This is a genomic window from Pseudoxanthomonas sp. X-1 (assembly GCF_020042665.1).
GTDB classification, from domain to species: domain Bacteria; phylum Pseudomonadota; class Gammaproteobacteria; order Xanthomonadales; family Xanthomonadaceae; genus Pseudoxanthomonas_A; species Pseudoxanthomonas_A spadix_A.
Map to the genome: position 1 here is coordinate 1,881,600 of NZ_CP083376.1, position 16,769 is coordinate 1,898,368.

The window sequence follows — 16,769 nt, forward strand, 5'->3', positions numbered from 1 at the left end:
CACCGCTCAACGCACCAGTCGGCGCTCGCCGTGGGTGATGAAGTCGAGCATGGCCTGCACATCGCTGCTGTCCTTGGCCTGTTCGGCCAGCTGCGCCTGCGCCTCGGCCAGCGGCAGGCCGGCCACGTACAGCGTGCGGTAGGCGCGCTTGATGGCGGCGATGCGCTCGGCATCGAAGCCGCGGCGCTTGAGGCCTTCGCTGTTGATCCCGCGCGGGCGGCCATGGTCGTCGGCGGCGAACATGGTGAACGGGGCGACATCGCCGCCGACCAGCGCGCCCATGCCGATGAAGGCGTGCGCGCCGACGCGGCAGAACTGGTGCGCGCCGGAGAAGCCGCTGAAGATCACCCAGTCCTCGACCGTCACATGCCCGGCCAGGGTGGTGTTGTTGGAGAACACGCAGTGGTTGCCGACCTGGCAGTCGTGCGCCACGTGGGTGTAGGCCAGCATCCAGTTGTCATCGCCGATGCGGGTGACGGTATTGCCGGTGACGGTGCCGCGGTTGAGCGTGACGAACTCGCGGAACACGTTGCGATCGCCGATCACCAGCTCGGTGCGCTCGCCGGCGAACTTCTTGTCCTGCGGCGGCCCGCCCACGGCGACATGGCCGACGAAGTGGTTCTCGCGGCCGATGCGGGTCGGGCCGCTGATCGAGCAGTGCGGGCCGATGATGCTGCCATCGCCCACTTCCACATCGGCGCCGATCAGGCTGAACGCACCGACCTGCACGCCGACGCCGAGCCTGGCGCCCGGGTCGACCACGGCCGAAGGGTGGATCAGGGTCTGCGCCATCGGCTCAATCTCCCTTGCCCTTGTCGACCTCGGCGCACAGCATCTCGGCGCAGGCGACCTGCTTGCCGTCCACGCGCGCGATGCCTTCGTACACGGCCATGTTGCGGATCTTGCGCTTGATGGTGACCTCCATCTCCAGGCGATCGCCCGGCACCACCGGCGCGCTGAACTTCACGTTCTCCACCTTGACCAGGTAGAACAGCTTGCACGCGGCCGCCTCGCCGTTGGCGATCTGGGTGATCAGGCCGCCGGCCTGGGCCAGCGCCTCGATGATCAGCACGCCCGGCATCACCGAGCGCTCGGGGAAATGCCCCATGAAGAACGGCTCGTTGAAAGTGACGTTCTTGTAGGCCTTGATGCGCGTGTCCGGCTCGAGCTCGGTCACCCGGTCCACCAGCAGGAACGGATAGCGATGCGGCAGCAGGCGCTGGATGGTTTCGATGGTGAGCGGCAGTTCCAGGTTCATCGTCATGGTGCTTCTTGGGTGTCCTTGCCGGAGGGAATCCGGCGGGCGAGCGCATCGAGCTGGCGGAAACGCGCCGCGTTCCTGCGCCAGGTGCGGACATCGGTGATGGGAAGGGAAGAGGCGTAGGTGCCCGGCTCGGTGACCGGGCCCGCGACCATGGACATGGCCAGCACGGTGACCTTGTCGCCGATCTCCAGGTGGCCGGCCACGCCGACCTTGCCGGCCAGCATGCAGTACTGGCCGATCTTGGCGCTGCCTGCGATCCCCACCTGCGCGGCCATGGCGGTGTGCGCGCCGACCTGCACGTTGTGGGCGATCTGGATGAGGTTGTCCACCCGCACGTCCTCGGCCAGCACGGTGTCTTCCAGCGCGCCGCGGTCGATGCAGGTGTTGGCGCCGATCTCGCAATCGTCGCCGATCACCACCCCGCCCAGTTGCGGCACATTGAGCCAGCGCCCGGCCTCCATCGCCAGGCCGAAGCCCTGCGCGCCGAGCACGGCGCCGGGGTGCACGCGCACGCGCCGGCCCAGGCGCACGCGCACCACCAGGGTGACGCGGGCGATCAGTTCGCAGCCTTCCTCCAGCTGGCAGTCCTCGCCGATCACGCAGCCCGGGCCGACGATGCAGCGCTCGCCGACCACGCTGTTGGCGCCGATGCAGACATGCGGGCCGATGCTGGCGCTGGCGGCGATGCGCGCGGACGGATCGATCACCGCGCTGGGATGGATGCCGGCCGGCCGCGGATAGGTCGGCTCGAACAACTCGGACACCTTGGCGAAGGCGGCGTGCGGATCCTTGGCCACCAGCGCCACGCCGCGCACGCCCTCGACGTGGTCGCGGCCGACGATCACCACCGAGGCCTGCGTGGACGCCAGCAGGTCGGCATAGCGCGGATTGGCCAGGAAGGCCAGCTGCCCGGGCTGCGCGCCCGCCAGGGTCGCCACGCCGGTCACGACGGTCTGGCCGTCGCCATGCAGTTCCAGGCCGAAGCGCTCGGCCAGGGCGCCAGCCGTCTGGGAAGGAGGAGTGGTCATCGGCGGCATTTTACCCCGGACCCGCACCGCACAAGCGAAGGCCCGGTCGAGCCGGGCCTTCGCCTGAACCAGCGTCGGTCGTGAAGCGCCTTAGAAGGAACCGCCGAAGGTGAACTGCAGGCGTTCGATCTCGTCCCCGGGCTGGGTCTTGAGCGGGAAGGCGTAGCTGATCGAGATCGGTCCCACCGGCGCGCGCCACAGCAGCGCCACGCCCGTGGAGGCGCGCAGGTCGTTGGCGTGGAAGTTGTCGTAGCCGTTGAACACGTTGCCCACGTCGACGAAGGCCGAGATGCGCGCGGCGTTGGAGTCGAACAGCTTCGGGAAGATCAGCTCGAGCTGGCCGATGGTCTTGAGCGAACCACCCAGCGGCTGGCCGCGGTTGTAGTAGGCGGTGGGTTCCGAACGCGGGCCCAGCGTGTTGTCCTCGAAGCCGCGCACCGAGCGCACGCCGCCGGCGTAGAAGTTCTCGTAGAACGGCAGGCCGGAGGCGGTGAAGGTCTGCGCGACCGCGCCGGCGGTGCCGCAGGTCACGGCGACGTTAGTGGTCGGGTCCTTGCAGACCACGCGCGAGGTATCGCTGCCGTAGCTGTTGCCGTAGCCGATCTCACCGCCGGTGCGCAGGACGATGGAGGGAATGAGGCGCCAGTACTTGGAGAACTCGTAGTTGAGCTTGTAGTACTCCACGGTCGAACCGGGCAGGGTGATTTCGGCCGAGACGCGCTGGTAGGTGCCGGTCGTGGGCATCCAGTACTGGTCGCGCGTGTCGCGCGCCCAACCGACCTGGGTGCGCCAGGCATGGAAGGTGCGGCTGCCCAGCGCCTTGACGTAATCGACGATGGCCTGCGGGGTGTAGTTGTCGTAGGTGCTGACCTGGGTCGAGTCGAGGCCGAACATGACCGAGATGCTGTCGCTCTCGCTCAGCGGGATGCCCAGGATCGCCTGCGCGGCGACGTTGCGCGAGGAGTACGCGGCGGTGTTGTAGTCCGAGTAGTCCAGGTCGCTGTAGGACAGGTTGTAGCCCAGCGACACGCCGTCGTCGGTGAAGTACGGGTTGGTGAAGGAGAACGAATAGCGGCTCAGGTAGTCGCTGCGCGAGGCCTCGACCGACACGCGGTTGCCGCCGCCCAGGAAGTTGTTCTGCGACAGCTGCACCGAGGTGGTGATGCCCGACAGCTGCGAGTAGCCCAGGCCGAACACGAAGCTGCCCGAGGTGGTTTCCTTGACGTTGTAGATCACGTCCACCTGGTCGCGCGTGCCCGGCACCGGCTGGGTCTGCACGTCCACGGTCTCGAAATAGCCCAGGCGCTGCAGGCGGATCTTGGAGCGGTCGATCGCCGCCTGCGAGTACCACGCGCCCTCGAACTGGCGCATCTCGCGGCGCAGCACCTCGTCGGCGGTGCGGCTGTTGCCCTTGAACTCGATGCGGCGCACGTTGACGCGCGGGCCCGGCACGACCTGGAAGTTGATGCCGACCGTGCGCTTGTCGCGGTCGATGGTCGGGATCGGATTGACCTGGGCGAAGGCGTAGCCGATGTTGCCCAGCGTGGCGGTGATGCCGTCGGAGGTCATCTCCAGCAGGCGGCGCGAGAAGATCTGGCCCTTGCGCACCAGCACCATCCGCTCCACGCGCTCCTGCGGCAGGATCGTGTCGCCGCTGACCTTGACGTCCGAGACGGTGTACTGCTCGCCCTCGGTCACCCCGCCGGTGATGAACATGTCCTTCTTGTCGGGGCTGATCGCGACCTGGGTGGAGTCCAGGCTGAAATCCACGTAGCCGCGGTCCAGGTACCAGGAGTTGAGCTTCTCGATGTCGCCGGAGAGCTTTTCCTTGGAGTACTGGTCGTCGCGCTTGTACCAGGACAGCCAGTTGTGCTCCTGCGACTCCCAGCCCTCGCGGATGTCTTCCTGCGGGAACTTCTCGGTGCCGATCAGGTTGATGTGGCGGATCTTGGCCGCCTTGCCTTCCTTGATCGCGATGGTCACGTCGACGCGGTTGCGGTCCAGCGGGCTGACCGTCGGGGTGATCTGGACGTTGTACTTGCCGCGGTTGTTGTACTGGCGCACCAGTTCCTGGGTGACGCGGTCCAGCGCTAGGCGGTCGAAGGTGCCGCCCTCGGACAGGCCGATGTCGTTCAGGCCCTTGGTCAGGTCCTCGGTCTTGATGTCCTTGTTGCCGGTCAGCGTCAGCTTGTTGATCGCCGGACGCTCCTTCAGCGTGACCACCAGGATCGAGCCCTGGCGCGAGAGCTGCACGTCCTCGAAGAAGCCGGTCTTGTACAGGGCGCGGATCGCATCGCCGATCTTGGCCTGGGTCACCGTGTCGCCGCGCTCGATCGGCAGGTAGGTCAGCACCGTGCCGCTGGAGATGCGCTGCACGCCGTCCACGCGGATGTCGCTGGCGACGAAGTCCGAGGCCGAGGCCGGGGCGGCCGGCTGCGTACCGAAGGCCGGCGCGGACGGCTGCTGCTGCGAGCCGAACGGCGGCACCGTGCCGGTCGACTGGGCCCAGGCCGGTGCCGCGATGGCCGAAGCCAGGGCAAGGGCGAGCAGGCGGCGGGTCGGGAGTCGCGTCATCATCACATCCGTCGGAAAACTGGTTTTGGAGTGGCCCCGTGCGGGGACCGGCCGCGGCGCGGCCATGGGAGAGTCAGTGGAGGGCATCAGATCACCGGGCGCAGGATGTCGTTGTACAGCGCCAGCCCCATCAGGCCAGCCAGGAAGGCCAGGCCCACGAACTGGCCCGCAGCCATGGCCCGCTCGCTGAGCGGGCTGCCCTTGACCAACTCGATAAGGTAATACAGCAGGTGTCCGCCGTCCAAGACCGGGATCGGCAGCAGGTTGACGATGGCCAGGCTCAGCGAGAGCAGGGCCAGGAACTGGAGGAACCAGGTCAGGCCGCGCTCGGCCGAGGCGTTGGCGACCTTGGCGATGGTGATCGGCCCGGAAACCCCCTGCAGCGAGGCGTGGCCGGTCAGCATGCGCCGGATCATGCCCAGCGAATCGGACGCCAGCTGGCCGGTCTGGCGCAGGGCCACCGGAATGGCTTGCAGCGGCCCGTAGCGCTGCAGCGCGTCGTAGGCGGGGGCGGTGCCGCGGCCCAGCGAGATGCCTAAGCCCCAGTAATGCGCGCCGCTGGCCGGGTCGGTCATCTGCCGTGGCCGCAGCGGCAGGGCGAGGCGGCTGCCCTCGCGCTCGACCTCGACCATGACCTCGCCGCCGCGCGCGCCCAGGGCCTGCACCTTGGGGCGCAGCTCGCTGGCGTCCTGCACCGGTTCGCCGTCGATGGCGGTGATCAGATCGCCGACCTGCAGCACGCCGGCGGCGGGCGAATCGGCCGCGACCGTGCGCACTTCGGCCGGATCGACCAGGAACTGCCAGCGCAGCCCCAGCGTCCCGGCCACGTCCTGCTCGTCGAAGCCGGCCGGCACGCGCGAGGTGTGGACCGTGCGCTCCAGCGTGTTGCCCGCCGCGTCCTCGACCCGGGCGCGGGCGTCGCGCCCGTCCATCGCCGCGCCGGTCAGCTCGATGGTGGCCTCGGTCGCGGTCGGGGTGCTGCGCCCGTCCACGTCCAGGATGCGGTCGCCCGGGCGCAGGCCGGACTGCTGCGCGATGCCGGCGACCTGGCCGACCACCGGCGCGAAGTCCTCCTTGCCGATCACGAACATCAGCCACAGCAGGGCCACGCACAGGATCAGGTTGGCGATCGGCCCGGCCGCGACCACGGCGATGCGCTGGCCCACCGGCTTGCGGTTGAACGCCTCGTGCAGGCGCTCGGCGGGCACGTCGGCCTCGCGCTCGTCCAGCATCTTGACGTAGCCGCCCAGCGGGATGGGGGCGATGGCGAACTCGGTCCCATGGCGGTCGCGGCGCGACCACAGCGGCTTGCCGAACCCCACCGAAAAACGCAGCACGCCCACGCCGCAGCGGCGCGCGACCCAGTAGTGGCCGAATTCGTGAAAGGTGACCAGGACGCCGAGCGCGACGATCAGCCACCAGATGGAGCCTGCGATATCACTCATGCGGAAACGGCGTGGCCTGTGGTGCGGTGGATCCAGTCCTGGCTGAAGCGCCGCGCGAGGCCATCGGCCGCCAGCAGCGCCTCCAGCGTACCGTCCGGAGCGTGCGCATGGGCGGCGAGGGCGTCCTCGACCAATGCAGGGATCGCTAGGAAACCGATCCGGCCCTGAAGAAAGGCTGAAACGGCCGATTCGTTGGCCGCGTTGAGCACCGCCGGCGCCGCGCCGCCGGCCTCCAGGGCCTCCCAGGCCAGGCGCAGGCAGGGGAAGGCCTCCATGTCGGGCGCCTCGAACTCCAGCCGGCCGTGGCGCAGCAGGTCCAGCCCGCCCACGCCGGATTCCAGCCGCTGCGGCCAGCCCAGGCCGACCGACAGCGCGGTGCGCATGTCCGGCAGGCCAAGCTGGGCCAGGGTGGAGCCGTCGATGAACTCCACCAGCGAATGCACCAGGCTCTGCGGGTGCACCAGCACGTCCAGCCGCTCGCGGCCGACGTCGAACAGGTGCGCGGCCTCGATCAGCTCCAGGCCCTTGTTCATCAGGGTGGCCGAATCGACCGAGATCTTGGGCCCCATCGACCATTTCGGGTGGGCCACGGCCTGGGCCACGGTGACCGTTTCCAGCGAGGCGCGGCTGCGGCTGCGGAACGGCCCGCCCGAGGCGGTCAGCACGATCCGGCGCACCTGCGCCCCGGCCTGGCGTGAGCCCAGGCACTGGAAGATGGCGTTGTGTTCGCTGTCGATCGGCACGATGTCCGCGCCGGAGGCGTTGGCGGCGGCGATCACCAGCGCCCCGGCCAGCACCAGCGATTCCTTGTTGGCCAGCAGCAGGCGCTTGCCCGCGCCGGCGGCGGCCAGCGTCGAGGACAGCCCGGCGGCGCCGACGATGGCGGCCACCACGGTGTCGCAGGCATCGCTGGCCACCAGCGCGTCCAGCGCGGCGCTGCCGGCGTGCGCCTGGATGGCGGGCAGGCCGGCGGCGGCCAGCGCGTCGCGCAGGTCGTCGAAACGGGCCTCGTCGGCGATCACCGCATGCTCGGGACGGTGACTACGGCACAGCGCGACCAGCGCCTGGACGTTGCTGCCGGCGGCCAGCACGGTGGCGCGCAGGCGTTCGGGATGGCGGGCGATCACGTCCAGCGCCGAGCCGCCGATCGAGCCGGTGGCGCCGAGCACGGCCACGCGCCGCGGGAAGGGAAGGGGCGCGTCCATCGGGCTAGAACCCCAGCAGCTCGCGGCCGATCAGGAACACCGGCAGCGCGGCGATCACGCCGTCGATGCGGTCCAGCACGCCGCCGTGGCCGGGGATCAGGTGCCCGGAATCCTTGGCGCCGACATGCCGCTTGAGCAGGCTTTCGAACAGGTCGCCGGCCACCGAGAACAGCACGGTCACCACGCACACCAGGGCCAGCGACGGCATCTGCGCCAGCGTGACGCCCGCCAGCCAGCCGCCGAGCAGGCCGATGGCCACGCCGCCGGCCAGCCCGCCGATCAGGCCTTCGATGGTCTTGTTGGGGCTGATGCGCGGGGCCAGCTTGTGCTTGCCGAAGGCGCGGCCGGCGAAATAGGCGCCGCTGTCGGCGGCCCACACCAGCGCCAGGGCGGTCAGCAGCCACAGATGGCCGCTCATGCCGCCCTTCGGGTCGAAGCTGTCCGAGTGGATCAGGCACAGCGCGCACCAGGCCGGCACCACCGCCAGCGTGCCGGCGGCCAGCTTGAACAGCCGCGCCCAGGTCTGGTGGTCCGAGGCGAAGGTGTAGAAGCGCAGCCAGACCAGCGCCAGGACCCACCAGGCCGCGCCGACCAGCGAGATCAGCTGGAACAGCGCCGGCGAAAGCCCGCCGGGCGCGCGGCTGGCCCAGGTCAGCAGCACCATCAGCGCCAGGTTGAGCAGCACCAGCACGGTGCGCGCCAGGGTGTCGTCCACCTCGGCCAGCTTCAGCCATTCCCACAGGCCGATCAGGAACAGGGCGGCGGCCAGCGCCGCCAGCCACGGGGTGGGCAGCAGCACGATGGCGGCGATCGCCAGCGGCGCCATCACCAGCGCGGCGATCACGCGGACGCGGGTCATGCCAGGGCTCCCTGCGCGGCCACCTGCTCGCCGGTCAGGCCGAACCGGCGCTCACGCTGGGCGAAATCGTCCAGGGCGGCCTGCAGCACGCTGGCGTCCAGATCCGGCCACAGGGTCTCGGTGAACCACAGCTCGGTATAGGCCAGCTGCCACAGCAGGAAGTTGCTGATGCGGTGATCGCCGCCGGTGCGGATGAACAGGTCCGGCGGCGGCAGGTCGGCCAGCGCCACGTGGGCGTCCAGCCTGGCCTCGTCGATGTCCTCCGGACGCAGGCGGCCGGCGGCGACTTCCGCGGCCAGGGTACGCGCGGCGTCGGCCAGATCCTGGCGGCCGCCGTAGCTGGCGGCGATCACCAGGGTCAGCGCGGTGTTGCCGGCGGTCTGCGCCTCGGCCGCGGCCATGCGCGCGACGATGGCCGGGGCGAAGCGCTCGCGCTGGCCGATGAAGCGGATGCGCACGCCGCGGCGGTGCAGTTCATCCACCTCGCGCTCCAGCGCGCCCATGAACAGCTTCATCAGCGCGCTCACCTCGTCGGCCGGCCGGCCCCAGTTCTCGCTGGAGAAGGCGAACAGGGTCAGCGCCTGGATGCCGCGCTGCAGGCAGAAGTCGATGCACAGGTTGACCGCACGCGCGCCGGCGCGGTGGCCGATCATGCGCGGGCGATGGCGGCGCTGCGCCCAGCGGCCGTTGCCATCCATGATGATGGCCAGATGGCGCGGCTGGGCGGGCTGCAGGGCGGGCGGCATGGCGGTCATGAGGGCGGTGTGACCCGCTCAGACGGCCATCAGTTCCTGCTCCTTGGCCTTGACCACCTCGTCGACGTCCTTGATCGCCTTGTCGGTGAGCTTCTGGATCTCGTCCTCGCTGCGGCGCACGTCGTCCTCGGTGATCTGCTTGTCCTTGAGCAGGTCCTTGACCTGCTGGTTGGCGTCGCGGCGCACGTTGCGGATGGCGACCTTGGTGTCCTCGCCCTCGCTGTGCACGACCTTGGACAGGTCGCGGCGACGCTCCTCGGTCAGGGCCGGGATGTTGATGCGGATGACGGTGCCGGCGGTGTTGGGCGTCAGGCCCAGGTCGGAGGCCAGGATCGCCTTCTCCACGGCCGAGACCATCTGCTTCTCCCACGGGGTGATGGTCAGCGAGCGCGCGTCGGCCACCGACACGGTGGCTACCTGCGACAGCGGCATGTCCGAGCCGTAGTAGTTGACCTTCAGATGGTCCACCAGCGCCGGGGTGGCGCGACCCGTCCGCAGCTTGGTCAGGGCCTGGCGCAGCGACTCGACGCTCTTGTTCATGCGCGCCTGCGCGTCGTTCTTGATGTCGTTCAGCATCGTCGGGTCCTGGGATTCGTCAAACCCGGGATTATAGGTCAAAGCCGGCACTGGCCGGGCTTGGGCTCAGTGGTGGTGCGGTGGGGAGGTCGCGTCGCCGGTCGCGGGGCGACAGGGTTGCTGGCAGGCCTGGCCGCGTTCGAGCTGCAGGGTCGCATGGCCGATGCCGAAGCGCTCGGACAGGGCGCTGGCGGTGGCCTCGATGAAGGCATCCTCGTCCTGCGCATCGGGCCGCACCACGTGCGCGGTCAGCGCGGTCTGGCCGGCGCCCAGCGGCCAGATATGCAGATGGTGCACCGCCGCGACGCCGGGGCGCGAGGCCAGGAAGGCTTCCACCGCGCTCTGGTCGATGTGCTCGGGCACCGCATCCATGGCCGCGGCGAAGCTCTCGCGCAGCAGGCCGTAGGTGCCCACCGCGATCACCACGCTGATCACCAGGGCGGTGGTCGGGTCCAGCCATTCCCAGCCCAGCCACCACATGCCCAGGCCCGCCAGGACCGCGGCCAGCGACACCGCCGCATCGGCCACCAGGTGCAGCACCGCGCCGCGGCGGTTGAGGTCGCTGCCGCCGTGGCTGTGGCCATGCCCGCTGTGCAGCAGCCAGCCGGCGCCAAGATTGACGGCGATGCCGATCGCCGCGACCACCATCACCGGGAGGGCGGGGATCGAGGGCGGCTCGCTGAAGCGGCGGATCGCCTCCCAGGCCAGGCCGCCCGAGAACACCATCAGCACGATCGCATTGGCCAGCGGCGCCAGCAGCGTGGCCTTGCCCCAGCCATAGGTGTGGCTGGCGGTGGGCTGGCGACGCGCCATGGCCGCCGCCGCCCAGGCCAGGGCCAGGCCCAGGACATCACCGAGGTTGTGCAGCGCATCGCTCAGCAGCGCCAGCGAGTTGGTGTGGAAACCGTAGCCGGCCTCCAGCGCGGTATAGGCCAGGTTGACCAGCATCGCCACCGCGTAACCGCGGGTGCCGCTGTCGTGATCGTGCGCACCCCCGGCGCTGACGCGATGCGCGTGCCCCCCTGTCGCGCGATGCGCGTGGCCATGGTCGTGACCGTCGTGGTCGTGGCCGTGGTCTGCGTGATCGTGGGAGTGGGAGTGCGCCATGGGGCGGCAGGGTGAGGCCGGCGGGGCGCGGACACAATTACAGGGGCGAGGAGGAGCGCTCCGATCAGCCCCGGCCCTCGACCAGCGTGCCGATGTTCTCGCCGCGCAGGATGCCCATCAGGTTGCCCGGCACCGACAGGTCGTAGATGCGCAGCGGCACCGCACTGTCGCGGCACAGGGCGAAGGCGGCGGTGTCCATCACCTCCAGCCCGCGGCGGATCACCTCGTCGTAGGTCAGGGTGTCGAACCGCTTGGCGTCGGGGAACTTGCGCGGGTCCTTGTCGTAGACCCCGTCGACCTTGGTCGCCTTGAGCAGCAGGTCGGCCTCGATCTCGATCGCGCGCAGCGCCGCGCCCGAGTCGGTGGTGAAGAAGGGGTTGCCGGTGCCGGCGGCGAAGATCGCGATGCGGCCCTTCTCCAGGTGGCGCACGGCGCGGCGGCGGATGTAGTCCTCGCACACGTCGTTGATCTTCAGCGCGCTCATCACGCGCACCTTGGCGCCGAGCTTCTCCAGCGCGTCCTGCATTGCCAGCGCGTTGATGACCGTGGCCAGCATGCCCATCTGGTCGCCGGTGACCCGGTCCATGCCGCCGGCGGCCAGGCCGGCGCCGCGGAAGATGTTGCCGCCGCCGATCACCAGCGCCACCTCGGCGCCGGCATCGCGCGCCTCGATGATCTCGCGCGCGATGCGGCCGATGACCTTGGGGTCGATGCCGTAATCCTCGGATCCCATCAGCGCCTCCCCGGACAGTTTCAGCAGGATGCGGCGATAGGCGAGGGGGGCGGTCATCGGGAGGGGCCTCAGGGCGTGGGGGCAAACGCCGTCAAGTTTAGCCGACGCTGGCAGTGGCGTCAGGCACGGAGCCGGTCGCGGCGTGCACATCGATGTCGGCCGACTCCGAATGGCGCGCTGCAACGTGCGCTTAAGATCGTGGGTTCACTCACCGATCGGGGAATGGCCATGGCCATCCGCAGCCTGCACGAGTTCGTCGCCGCCTCCGCCGAGAAGGATCTCGGCATGGAGGCCTTCGAACTGGAAAGCCCGCACCTGCTGGAAGTGCGCGTCAATGGCCTGGTCTGGGCGAAGGCCGGGGCGATGGTCGCGCGCCTGGGAGGCATCAGGTTCACACGCCAGGGATTGCGCGAGCAGGGCCTGGGCACGCTGCTGAAGAAGATGGCCAGCGGCGAGGGCCTGCAGCTGATGAAGGTCGAGGGACAGGGACGGGTCTACCTGGCGGACAAGGGCAAGAAGATCACCCTGCTGCGCCTGGCGGGCGAGTCGATCTACGTCAACGGCAACGATGTGCTCGCGATCGAGTCCGGTATCGAGGCGCGCATCACCATGATGCGCAAGATCGCCGGGATGCTGTCGGGCGGGCTGTTCAACATGCGCCTGTCGGGGCACGGGGTCGTGGCGATCACCTCGCATTACGAACCCCTGACCCTGCGGGTGGACCGTCACAGCGGCCCGGTGTTCACCGATCCCAACGCCACCGTGGCCTGGTCCGGTGGATTGACGCCGGAGATCATCACCGACATCAGCCTGGGCACCTTGCTGGGACGCGGCTCGGGCGAAAGCGTGCAGCTGCGCTTCGCCGGCGAGGGCTGGGTGGTGGTGCAGCCGTACGAGGAAACCGCCCTGCGGCGCGCCAACTGAAGGCGCGCAGGCATGACATCGCCGCGGCGCACGCGGTGATGTCATCCGGATCATGCTGCCAGCGGCGCCAGGTCTGCCTTGCTTTCCAGCCGCGCCGCGCAGGCGCTGCCGGCCTGGCGCCGCCCGGGCCGTCGCGACGGCCGATGACAGGGGATCGCCAGGTCAGACCTCCAGCGATGCCAGGTCTCCCTTCGTCTCCAGCCATGCCTTGCGGTCGCCGGCCCGCTTCTTGGCCAGCAGCATGTCCATCAGGCCGGTGGTCTGCTCGGCGTCGTCCACGGTCAGCTGCACCAGGCGGCGGGTGTCGGGATGGATGGCCGATTCGCGCAGCTGTGAGGGGTTCATCTCGCCCAGGCCCTTGAAGCGGGTCACATTGACCTGGCCCTTGAGCTTCTCGCGCGCGATCTTCTCCAGCAGCAGGCGCTTCTCCTCCTCGTCCAGCGCGTAGAACACCTGCTTGCCCACGTCCACGCGGAACAGCGGCGGCATCGCCACGAACACATGGCCGGCGGCGACCAGCGCCGGGAAATGCTTGAGGAACAGCGCCGAGAGCAGGGTGGCGATGTGCAGGCCGTCGGAGTCGGCGTCGGCCAGGATCACCACCTTGCCGTAGCGCAGGCCGGTGATGTCGTCCTTGCCCGGGTCGCAGCCGATGGCGATGGCCAGGTTGTGCACTTCCTCGGAGGCCAGCACGCTGCCGGAGGCCACCTCCCAGGTGTTAAGGATCTTGCCGCGCAGCGGCATGATCGCCTGGAAGTCCTTGTCGCGCGCCTGCTTGGCGCTGCCGCCGGCCGAGTCGCCCTCCACTAGGAACAGCTCGGTGCGCGAGAGGTCCTGGCTGATGCAGTCGGCCAGCTTGCCGGGCAGGGCCGGGCCGGAGGTGACCTTCTTGCGGACGATCTGCTTCTCGGTCTTCAGCCGCGCGCTGGCGCGGTCGATGGCGATCTGGGCGATCTGCAGGCCGATGTCCACGTGCTGGTTGAGCCACAGGCTGAAGGCGTCGTGCGCGGCGCCCTCGATGAAGCCGGCGGCCTGGCGCGAGGACAGGCGCTCCTTGGTCTGGCCGGAGAACTGCGGGTCGGTCATCTTCAGGCTGAGCACGAAGGCGACCCGGTCCCACACGTCTTCCGGCGCCAGCTTGATCCCGCGCGGCAGCAGGTTGCGGAAGTCGCAGAACTCGCGCAGCGCATCGGTCAGGCCCGAGCGCAGGCCGTTGACGTGGGTGCCGTGCTGGGCGGTGGGGATCAGGTTGACGTAGCTCTCCTGCACCAGCTCGCCTTCCGGCACCCAGGCCACGGCCCAGTCCACCACCTCGGTGTCCTTCTTCAGGACGCCGACGAACAGTTCGGCCGGCAGCAGCTCGCGCCCGGCCAGCTCGCCCCTGAGGTAGTCGCGCAGGCCGTCCTCGTAGTGCCAGCTGTCCTGCTCGCCTGTGGCCTCGTCGATGAGCTTGACCGTCAGGCCTGGGCACAGCACGGCCTTGGCGCGCAGCAGGTGGCGCAGGGCGCGCACGTTGATCTTGGGCGTGTCGAAGTACTTCGGGTCGGGCCAGAAGCGCAGGCGCGTGCCGGTGTTCTTCTTGCCGACGGTGCCGACCACTTCCAGCGGGCTGGCGCGGTCGCCGTCGCGGAAGGTGATGCGGTGCTCGGCGCCTTCGCGCTTGATGTGGATCTCCACCAGCGTGGACAGCGCGTTGACCACGCTCACGCCCACGCCGTGCAGGCCGCCGGAGAAGGTGTAGTTCTTGTTGCTGAACTTGCCGCCGGCGTGCAGGCGGGTCAGGATCAGCTCGACGCCGGGGATCTTCTCCTCCGGGTGGATGTCCACCGGCATGCCGCGGCCGTCGTCGGCCACCTCGACGCTGCCGTCCTTGTACAGCGTGACCTCCACGGTCCTGGCATGGCCGCCCAGGGCCTCGTCCACCGAGTTGTCGATGACCTCCTGCGCCAGGTGATTGGGGCGCGAGGTGTCGGTGTACATGCCTGGCCGGCGCTTGACCGGGTCCAGGCCGGAGAGGACTTCGATGTCGGCAGCGTTGTAACGGGTATTCATTGAACTCGATCAGGTCGTGTGGGTGCCACGAAGGGCGGCAAGTGTGCGGTCTGGGGTCTGGATTTGCACGTTCGCGGCCCGCGGCCGTGGCCGCGGGCGCCGCGGGCGCGTGGACCGGCCACGCTTGCCGATACAATCGCCCGACAGCGGGTGCGACGCGCGCCATCGGTGAGGAGATTGTCAGTGGTGCAAGTCGCCGCCCGTGAGACAGCGGGCGCCCTCGGCCAGTCCGGGATCCAACAGCTGATCGCCGCCGACGTCGGCGGCACCTACGCCCGCCTGGGCCTGGTCGATCTGGCCCCCGGCGGTGCGCCGCGGCTGCGGTTGCACCGTCGCTATGCCGGCGCCGACTTCCCCAGCCTGGCCGCCGTGCTGCTGCGCTTCGCCGAGGACGTGCGGGCCGAGGGCCACGATTGCCCGGCCTGCGCCGTGGTCGCCATCGCCGGCCTGCTGCAGGGCGACGAGCTGCTCAACGCCAATCTGCCCTGGCCGGTGTCCCTGGCCGACACCCGGCGGCAGGCCGGCCTTGAGCGGCTGCACCTGATCAACGATTTCCAGGCCCTGGCCTGGGCGCTGCCGCACGTGGACGCCGACCAGTTCCGGCCGCTGGCGGGCGAGGCGGCCAGCAGCGTGCAGTTCCCTGCGCTGCTGCTGGGGCCCGGCACCGGGCTGGGCGCGGCGCTGGCGATGCAGGGGCCGGAGGGATTCCGCGTCTGGCCCAGTGAGGCCGGGCATGCGGCGCTGGCCGCGGCCACCGACCTGGAGCTGGACGTGGTGCGCGTGCTGCAGCGCCGTTTCGGCCACGTGGACAACGAGCGCGCGCTGTCGGGCACCGGCCTGATGCATCTGTACACCGCCCTGTGCGAACTGCGCGGCGCCACGCCGGTGTTCGCCACCGCCGCCGAGCTGGTGGCCGCGGCCGAAGACCAGCGCGACGGGCTGGCGGTCGAGTGCCTGGACCTGTTCTGCCAGTGGCTGGGCAGCCTGGCCGGCGATCTGGCCATCACTTTCTGCGCGCGCTCGGTCTATCTGGCCGGCGGCCTGGCCGGGCATCTGGGCCAGCACCTGGAGGCCGGCGGCTTCATGCGCCGCTTCCACGACAAGGGCGTGCTGTCCAGCGCCCTGCGGCAGGTGCCGGTGGCGTGCATCGCGCACGGCCAACTGGGCATCATCGGCGCGGCCGCCTGGTGCGCGGCCCAGCCCGACCTCTTCTGACCCCACCGCCCCCACGACGGAGCCCTGCCATGTCCACCCGCCGCACCTTCCTGCAGTCCTCGCTTCTGGTCGCCGGCGCGGCGGCGCTGCCGCGTGGCCTGGCCCAGGCCGGCGCCAGTGGCGCCAAGGTGGTCTCGACCTGGGACTTCGGCGTGCCGGCCAACCAGGCCGCCTGGGCGGTGCTGGGCAAGGGCGGCAGCGCGATCGACGCGGTCGAGGCCGGCGCGCGCTGGGCCGAGACCGGGCAGTGCAATTCCACGGTGGGGCGCTGCGGCTATCCGGACCGCGACGGCCACGTGACCCTGGACGCCAGCATCATGAAGGGCGACGGCAGCTGCGGCTCGGTCGCGGCGATCGAGGGCATCGACCACCCCATCTCGGTGGCGCGCCTGGTCATGGAGAAGACCCCGCACGTGATGCTGGTGGGCGCCGGTGCGCAGCAGTTCGCGGTCGAACAGGGCTTCACCATGCGTGACCTGCGCACGCCCGAGGCCGAGAAGGCCTGGAAGGAATGGCTCAAGACCTCCAGGTACGCGCCGGAGATCAACGTCGAACGCCGCGGCCTGCCCGGCAACAAGGAAAACCACGACACCATCGGCATGCTGGCCATCGACGCCAGCGGCAAGCTGGCCGGCGCCTGCACCACCAGCGGCATGGCCTGGAAGATGCGCGGCCGGGTCGGCGACAGCCCGATCATCGGTGCCGGCCTGTACGTGGACAACGACGTCGGCGGCGCCACCGCCTCGGGCGTGGGCGAGGAGATGATCCGCAACGCCGCCAGCTTCCTGGTGGTCGAACTGATGCGCCAGGGGCGCAGCCCGGCCGACGCCTGCCGCGAGGCCATCGAACGGGTGGTCGCCAAGCGCCCGGAGGCCAGCAAGACGCTGCAGGTGTGCTTCCTGGCGCTGAACAAGCACGGCGAGGTCGGCGCGTTCGCGCTGCACAAGGGCTTCGTCTACGCGGTCTGCGATGCCAGCAGGCAGGACGCGCTGCTGCCGTCGCCGTCGATCTACGCCACCGAGCAGACCTGAG

General features: G+C 70.0%; 15 protein-coding genes. 3 read left to right on the forward strand and 12 right to left on the reverse strand.

Features of this window, described 5'->3' with window-relative positions; genetic code table 11:
* Positions 1 to 6 precede the first annotated feature (6 nt).
* From lpxA to pyrH, 11 genes are all read right to left on the reverse strand, one after another.
* Entirely contained in the window at positions 7 to 792 is a 786-nt protein-coding gene (gene lpxA, locus LAJ50_RS08375) for an acyl-ACP--UDP-N-acetylglucosamine O-acyltransferase (RefSeq protein ID WP_138651219.1), read from the reverse strand.
* A 4-nt stretch (positions 793 to 796) separates the two neighbouring features.
* Positions 797 to 1,264, reverse strand: a complete 468-nt coding sequence (gene fabZ, locus LAJ50_RS08380) for a 3-hydroxyacyl-ACP dehydratase FabZ (protein WP_130521358.1) — start codon at positions 1,262 to 1,264, stop codon at positions 797 to 799.
* The gene (lpxD, locus tag LAJ50_RS08385; protein WP_130552662.1) at positions 1,261 to 2,292 is read right to left on the reverse strand and encodes a UDP-3-O-(3-hydroxymyristoyl)glucosamine N-acyltransferase; all 1,032 of its coding nucleotides are present in this window, start codon (positions 2,290 to 2,292) and stop codon (positions 1,261 to 1,263) included. Before lpxD ends, fabZ begins: the two co-directional genes overlap by 4 nt.
* Positions 2,293 to 2,382: 90 nt before the next feature.
* Positions 2,383 to 4,866, reverse strand: a complete 2,484-nt coding sequence (gene bamA, locus LAJ50_RS08390; RefSeq protein WP_130552661.1) for an outer membrane protein assembly factor BamA — start codon at positions 4,864 to 4,866, stop codon at positions 2,383 to 2,385.
* Positions 4,867 to 4,952: 86 nt separating this feature from the next.
* The gene (rseP, locus tag LAJ50_RS08395) at positions 4,953 to 6,311 is read right to left on the reverse strand and encodes an RIP metalloprotease RseP (RefSeq protein WP_130552660.1); all 1,359 of its coding nucleotides are present in this window, start codon (positions 6,309 to 6,311) and stop codon (positions 4,953 to 4,955) included.
* The gene (locus LAJ50_RS08400) at positions 6,308 to 7,516 is read right to left on the reverse strand and encodes a 1-deoxy-D-xylulose-5-phosphate reductoisomerase (RefSeq protein WP_138651218.1); all 1,209 of its coding nucleotides are present in this window, start codon (positions 7,514 to 7,516) and stop codon (positions 6,308 to 6,310) included. The genes rseP and LAJ50_RS08400 overlap by 4 nt, the downstream gene beginning before the upstream one ends.
* A gap of 4 nt (positions 7,517 to 7,520) precedes the next feature.
* Entirely contained in the window at positions 7,521 to 8,375 is an 855-nt protein-coding gene (locus LAJ50_RS08405) for a phosphatidate cytidylyltransferase (protein WP_138651217.1), read from the reverse strand.
* Positions 8,372 to 9,130: a polyprenyl diphosphate synthase gene (gene uppS / locus LAJ50_RS08410; protein WP_138651216.1), complete on the reverse strand. Its 759-nt coding sequence runs from the start codon at positions 9,128 to 9,130 to the stop codon at positions 8,372 to 8,374. Before uppS ends, LAJ50_RS08405 begins: the two co-directional genes overlap by 4 nt.
* A gap of 18 nt (positions 9,131 to 9,148) precedes the next feature.
* On the reverse strand, positions 9,149 to 9,706 hold the full coding sequence (gene frr / locus LAJ50_RS08415) for a ribosome recycling factor (RefSeq protein ID WP_130552656.1): 558 nt from the start codon (positions 9,704 to 9,706) through the stop codon (positions 9,149 to 9,151).
* A gap of 66 nt (positions 9,707 to 9,772) precedes the next feature.
* On the reverse strand, positions 9,773 to 10,813 hold the full coding sequence (locus tag LAJ50_RS08420) for a cation diffusion facilitator family transporter (protein WP_138651215.1): 1,041 nt from the start codon (positions 10,811 to 10,813) through the stop codon (positions 9,773 to 9,775).
* Between the two features lie 64 nt (positions 10,814 to 10,877).
* Positions 10,878 to 11,603 carry a UMP kinase gene (gene pyrH / locus LAJ50_RS08425; protein ID WP_130552654.1) on the reverse strand — a complete coding sequence of 242 codons (726 nt, stop codon included), beginning with the start codon at positions 11,601 to 11,603 and terminating at the stop codon, positions 10,878 to 10,880.
* Positions 11,604 to 11,774: 171 nt separating this feature from the next.
* Between pyrH and LAJ50_RS08430 the strand changes: the two genes are divergently transcribed.
* A complete protein-coding gene (locus tag LAJ50_RS08430) occupies positions 11,775 to 12,470 on the forward strand; it encodes an AIM24 family protein (RefSeq protein ID WP_138651214.1) in 696 nt (231 codons plus the stop codon).
* Between the two features lie 162 nt (positions 12,471 to 12,632).
* Here the strand turns inward: LAJ50_RS08430 and parE are convergent, their stop codons facing one another.
* A complete protein-coding gene (gene parE / locus LAJ50_RS08435; RefSeq protein ID WP_138651213.1) occupies positions 12,633 to 14,522 on the reverse strand; it encodes a DNA topoisomerase IV subunit B in 1,890 nt (629 codons plus the stop codon).
* 186 nt (positions 14,523 to 14,708) lie between these two features.
* Between parE and LAJ50_RS08440 the strand changes: the two genes are divergently transcribed.
* A complete protein-coding gene (locus tag LAJ50_RS08440) occupies positions 14,709 to 15,737 on the forward strand; it encodes a glucokinase (RefSeq protein ID WP_224096524.1) in 1,029 nt (342 codons plus the stop codon).
* Positions 15,738 to 15,766: 29 nt separating this feature from the next.
* The gene (locus LAJ50_RS08445; protein ID WP_138651211.1) at positions 15,767 to 16,768 is read left to right on the forward strand and encodes a N(4)-(beta-N-acetylglucosaminyl)-L-asparaginase; all 1,002 of its coding nucleotides are present in this window, start codon (positions 15,767 to 15,769) and stop codon (positions 16,766 to 16,768) included.
* Position 16,769 lies beyond the last annotated feature (1 nt).

What these genes read in the sequence shown, in the direction of transcription:
- lpxA (WP_138651219.1), bottom strand. Translation starts at nt 792, where the DNA reads ATGGCGCAGACCCTGATCCACCCTTCGGCCGTGGTCGACCCGGGCGCC.
- fabZ (WP_130521358.1), bottom strand. Translation starts at nt 1,264, where the DNA reads ATGACGATGAACCTGGAACTGCCGCTCACCATCGAAACCATCCAGCGC.
- lpxD (WP_130552662.1), bottom strand. Translation starts at nt 2,292, where the DNA reads ATGACCACTCCTCCTTCCCAGACGGCTGGCGCCCTGGCCGAGCGCTTC.
- bamA (WP_130552661.1), bottom strand. Translation starts at nt 4,866, where the DNA reads ATGACGCGACTCCCGACCCGCCGCCTGCTCGCCCTTGCCCTGGCTTCG.
- rseP (WP_130552660.1), bottom strand. Translation starts at nt 6,311, where the DNA reads ATGAGTGATATCGCAGGCTCCATCTGGTGGCTGATCGTCGCGCTCGGC.
- LAJ50_RS08400 (WP_138651218.1), bottom strand. Translation starts at nt 7,516, where the DNA reads ATGGACGCGCCCCTTCCCTTCCCGCGGCGCGTGGCCGTGCTCGGCGCC.
- LAJ50_RS08405 (WP_138651217.1), bottom strand. Translation starts at nt 8,375, where the DNA reads ATGACCCGCGTCCGCGTGATCGCCGCGCTGGTGATGGCGCCGCTGGCG.
- uppS (WP_138651216.1), bottom strand. Translation starts at nt 9,130, where the DNA reads ATGACCGCCATGCCGCCCGCCCTGCAGCCCGCCCAGCCGCGCCATCTG.
- frr (WP_130552656.1), bottom strand. Translation starts at nt 9,706, where the DNA reads ATGCTGAACGACATCAAGAACGACGCGCAGGCGCGCATGAACAAGAGC.
- LAJ50_RS08420 (WP_138651215.1), bottom strand. Translation starts at nt 10,813, where the DNA reads ATGGCGCACTCCCACTCCCACGATCACGCAGACCACGGCCACGACCAC.
- pyrH (WP_130552654.1), bottom strand. Translation starts at nt 11,603, where the DNA reads ATGACCGCCCCCCTCGCCTATCGCCGCATCCTGCTGAAACTGTCCGGG.
- LAJ50_RS08430 (WP_138651214.1), top strand. Translation starts at nt 11,775, where the DNA reads ATGGCCATCCGCAGCCTGCACGAGTTCGTCGCCGCCTCCGCCGAGAAG.
- parE (WP_138651213.1), bottom strand. Translation starts at nt 14,522, where the DNA reads ATGAATACCCGTTACAACGCTGCCGACATCGAAGTCCTCTCCGGCCTG.
- LAJ50_RS08445 (WP_138651211.1), top strand. Translation starts at nt 15,767, where the DNA reads ATGTCCACCCGCCGCACCTTCCTGCAGTCCTCGCTTCTGGTCGCCGGC.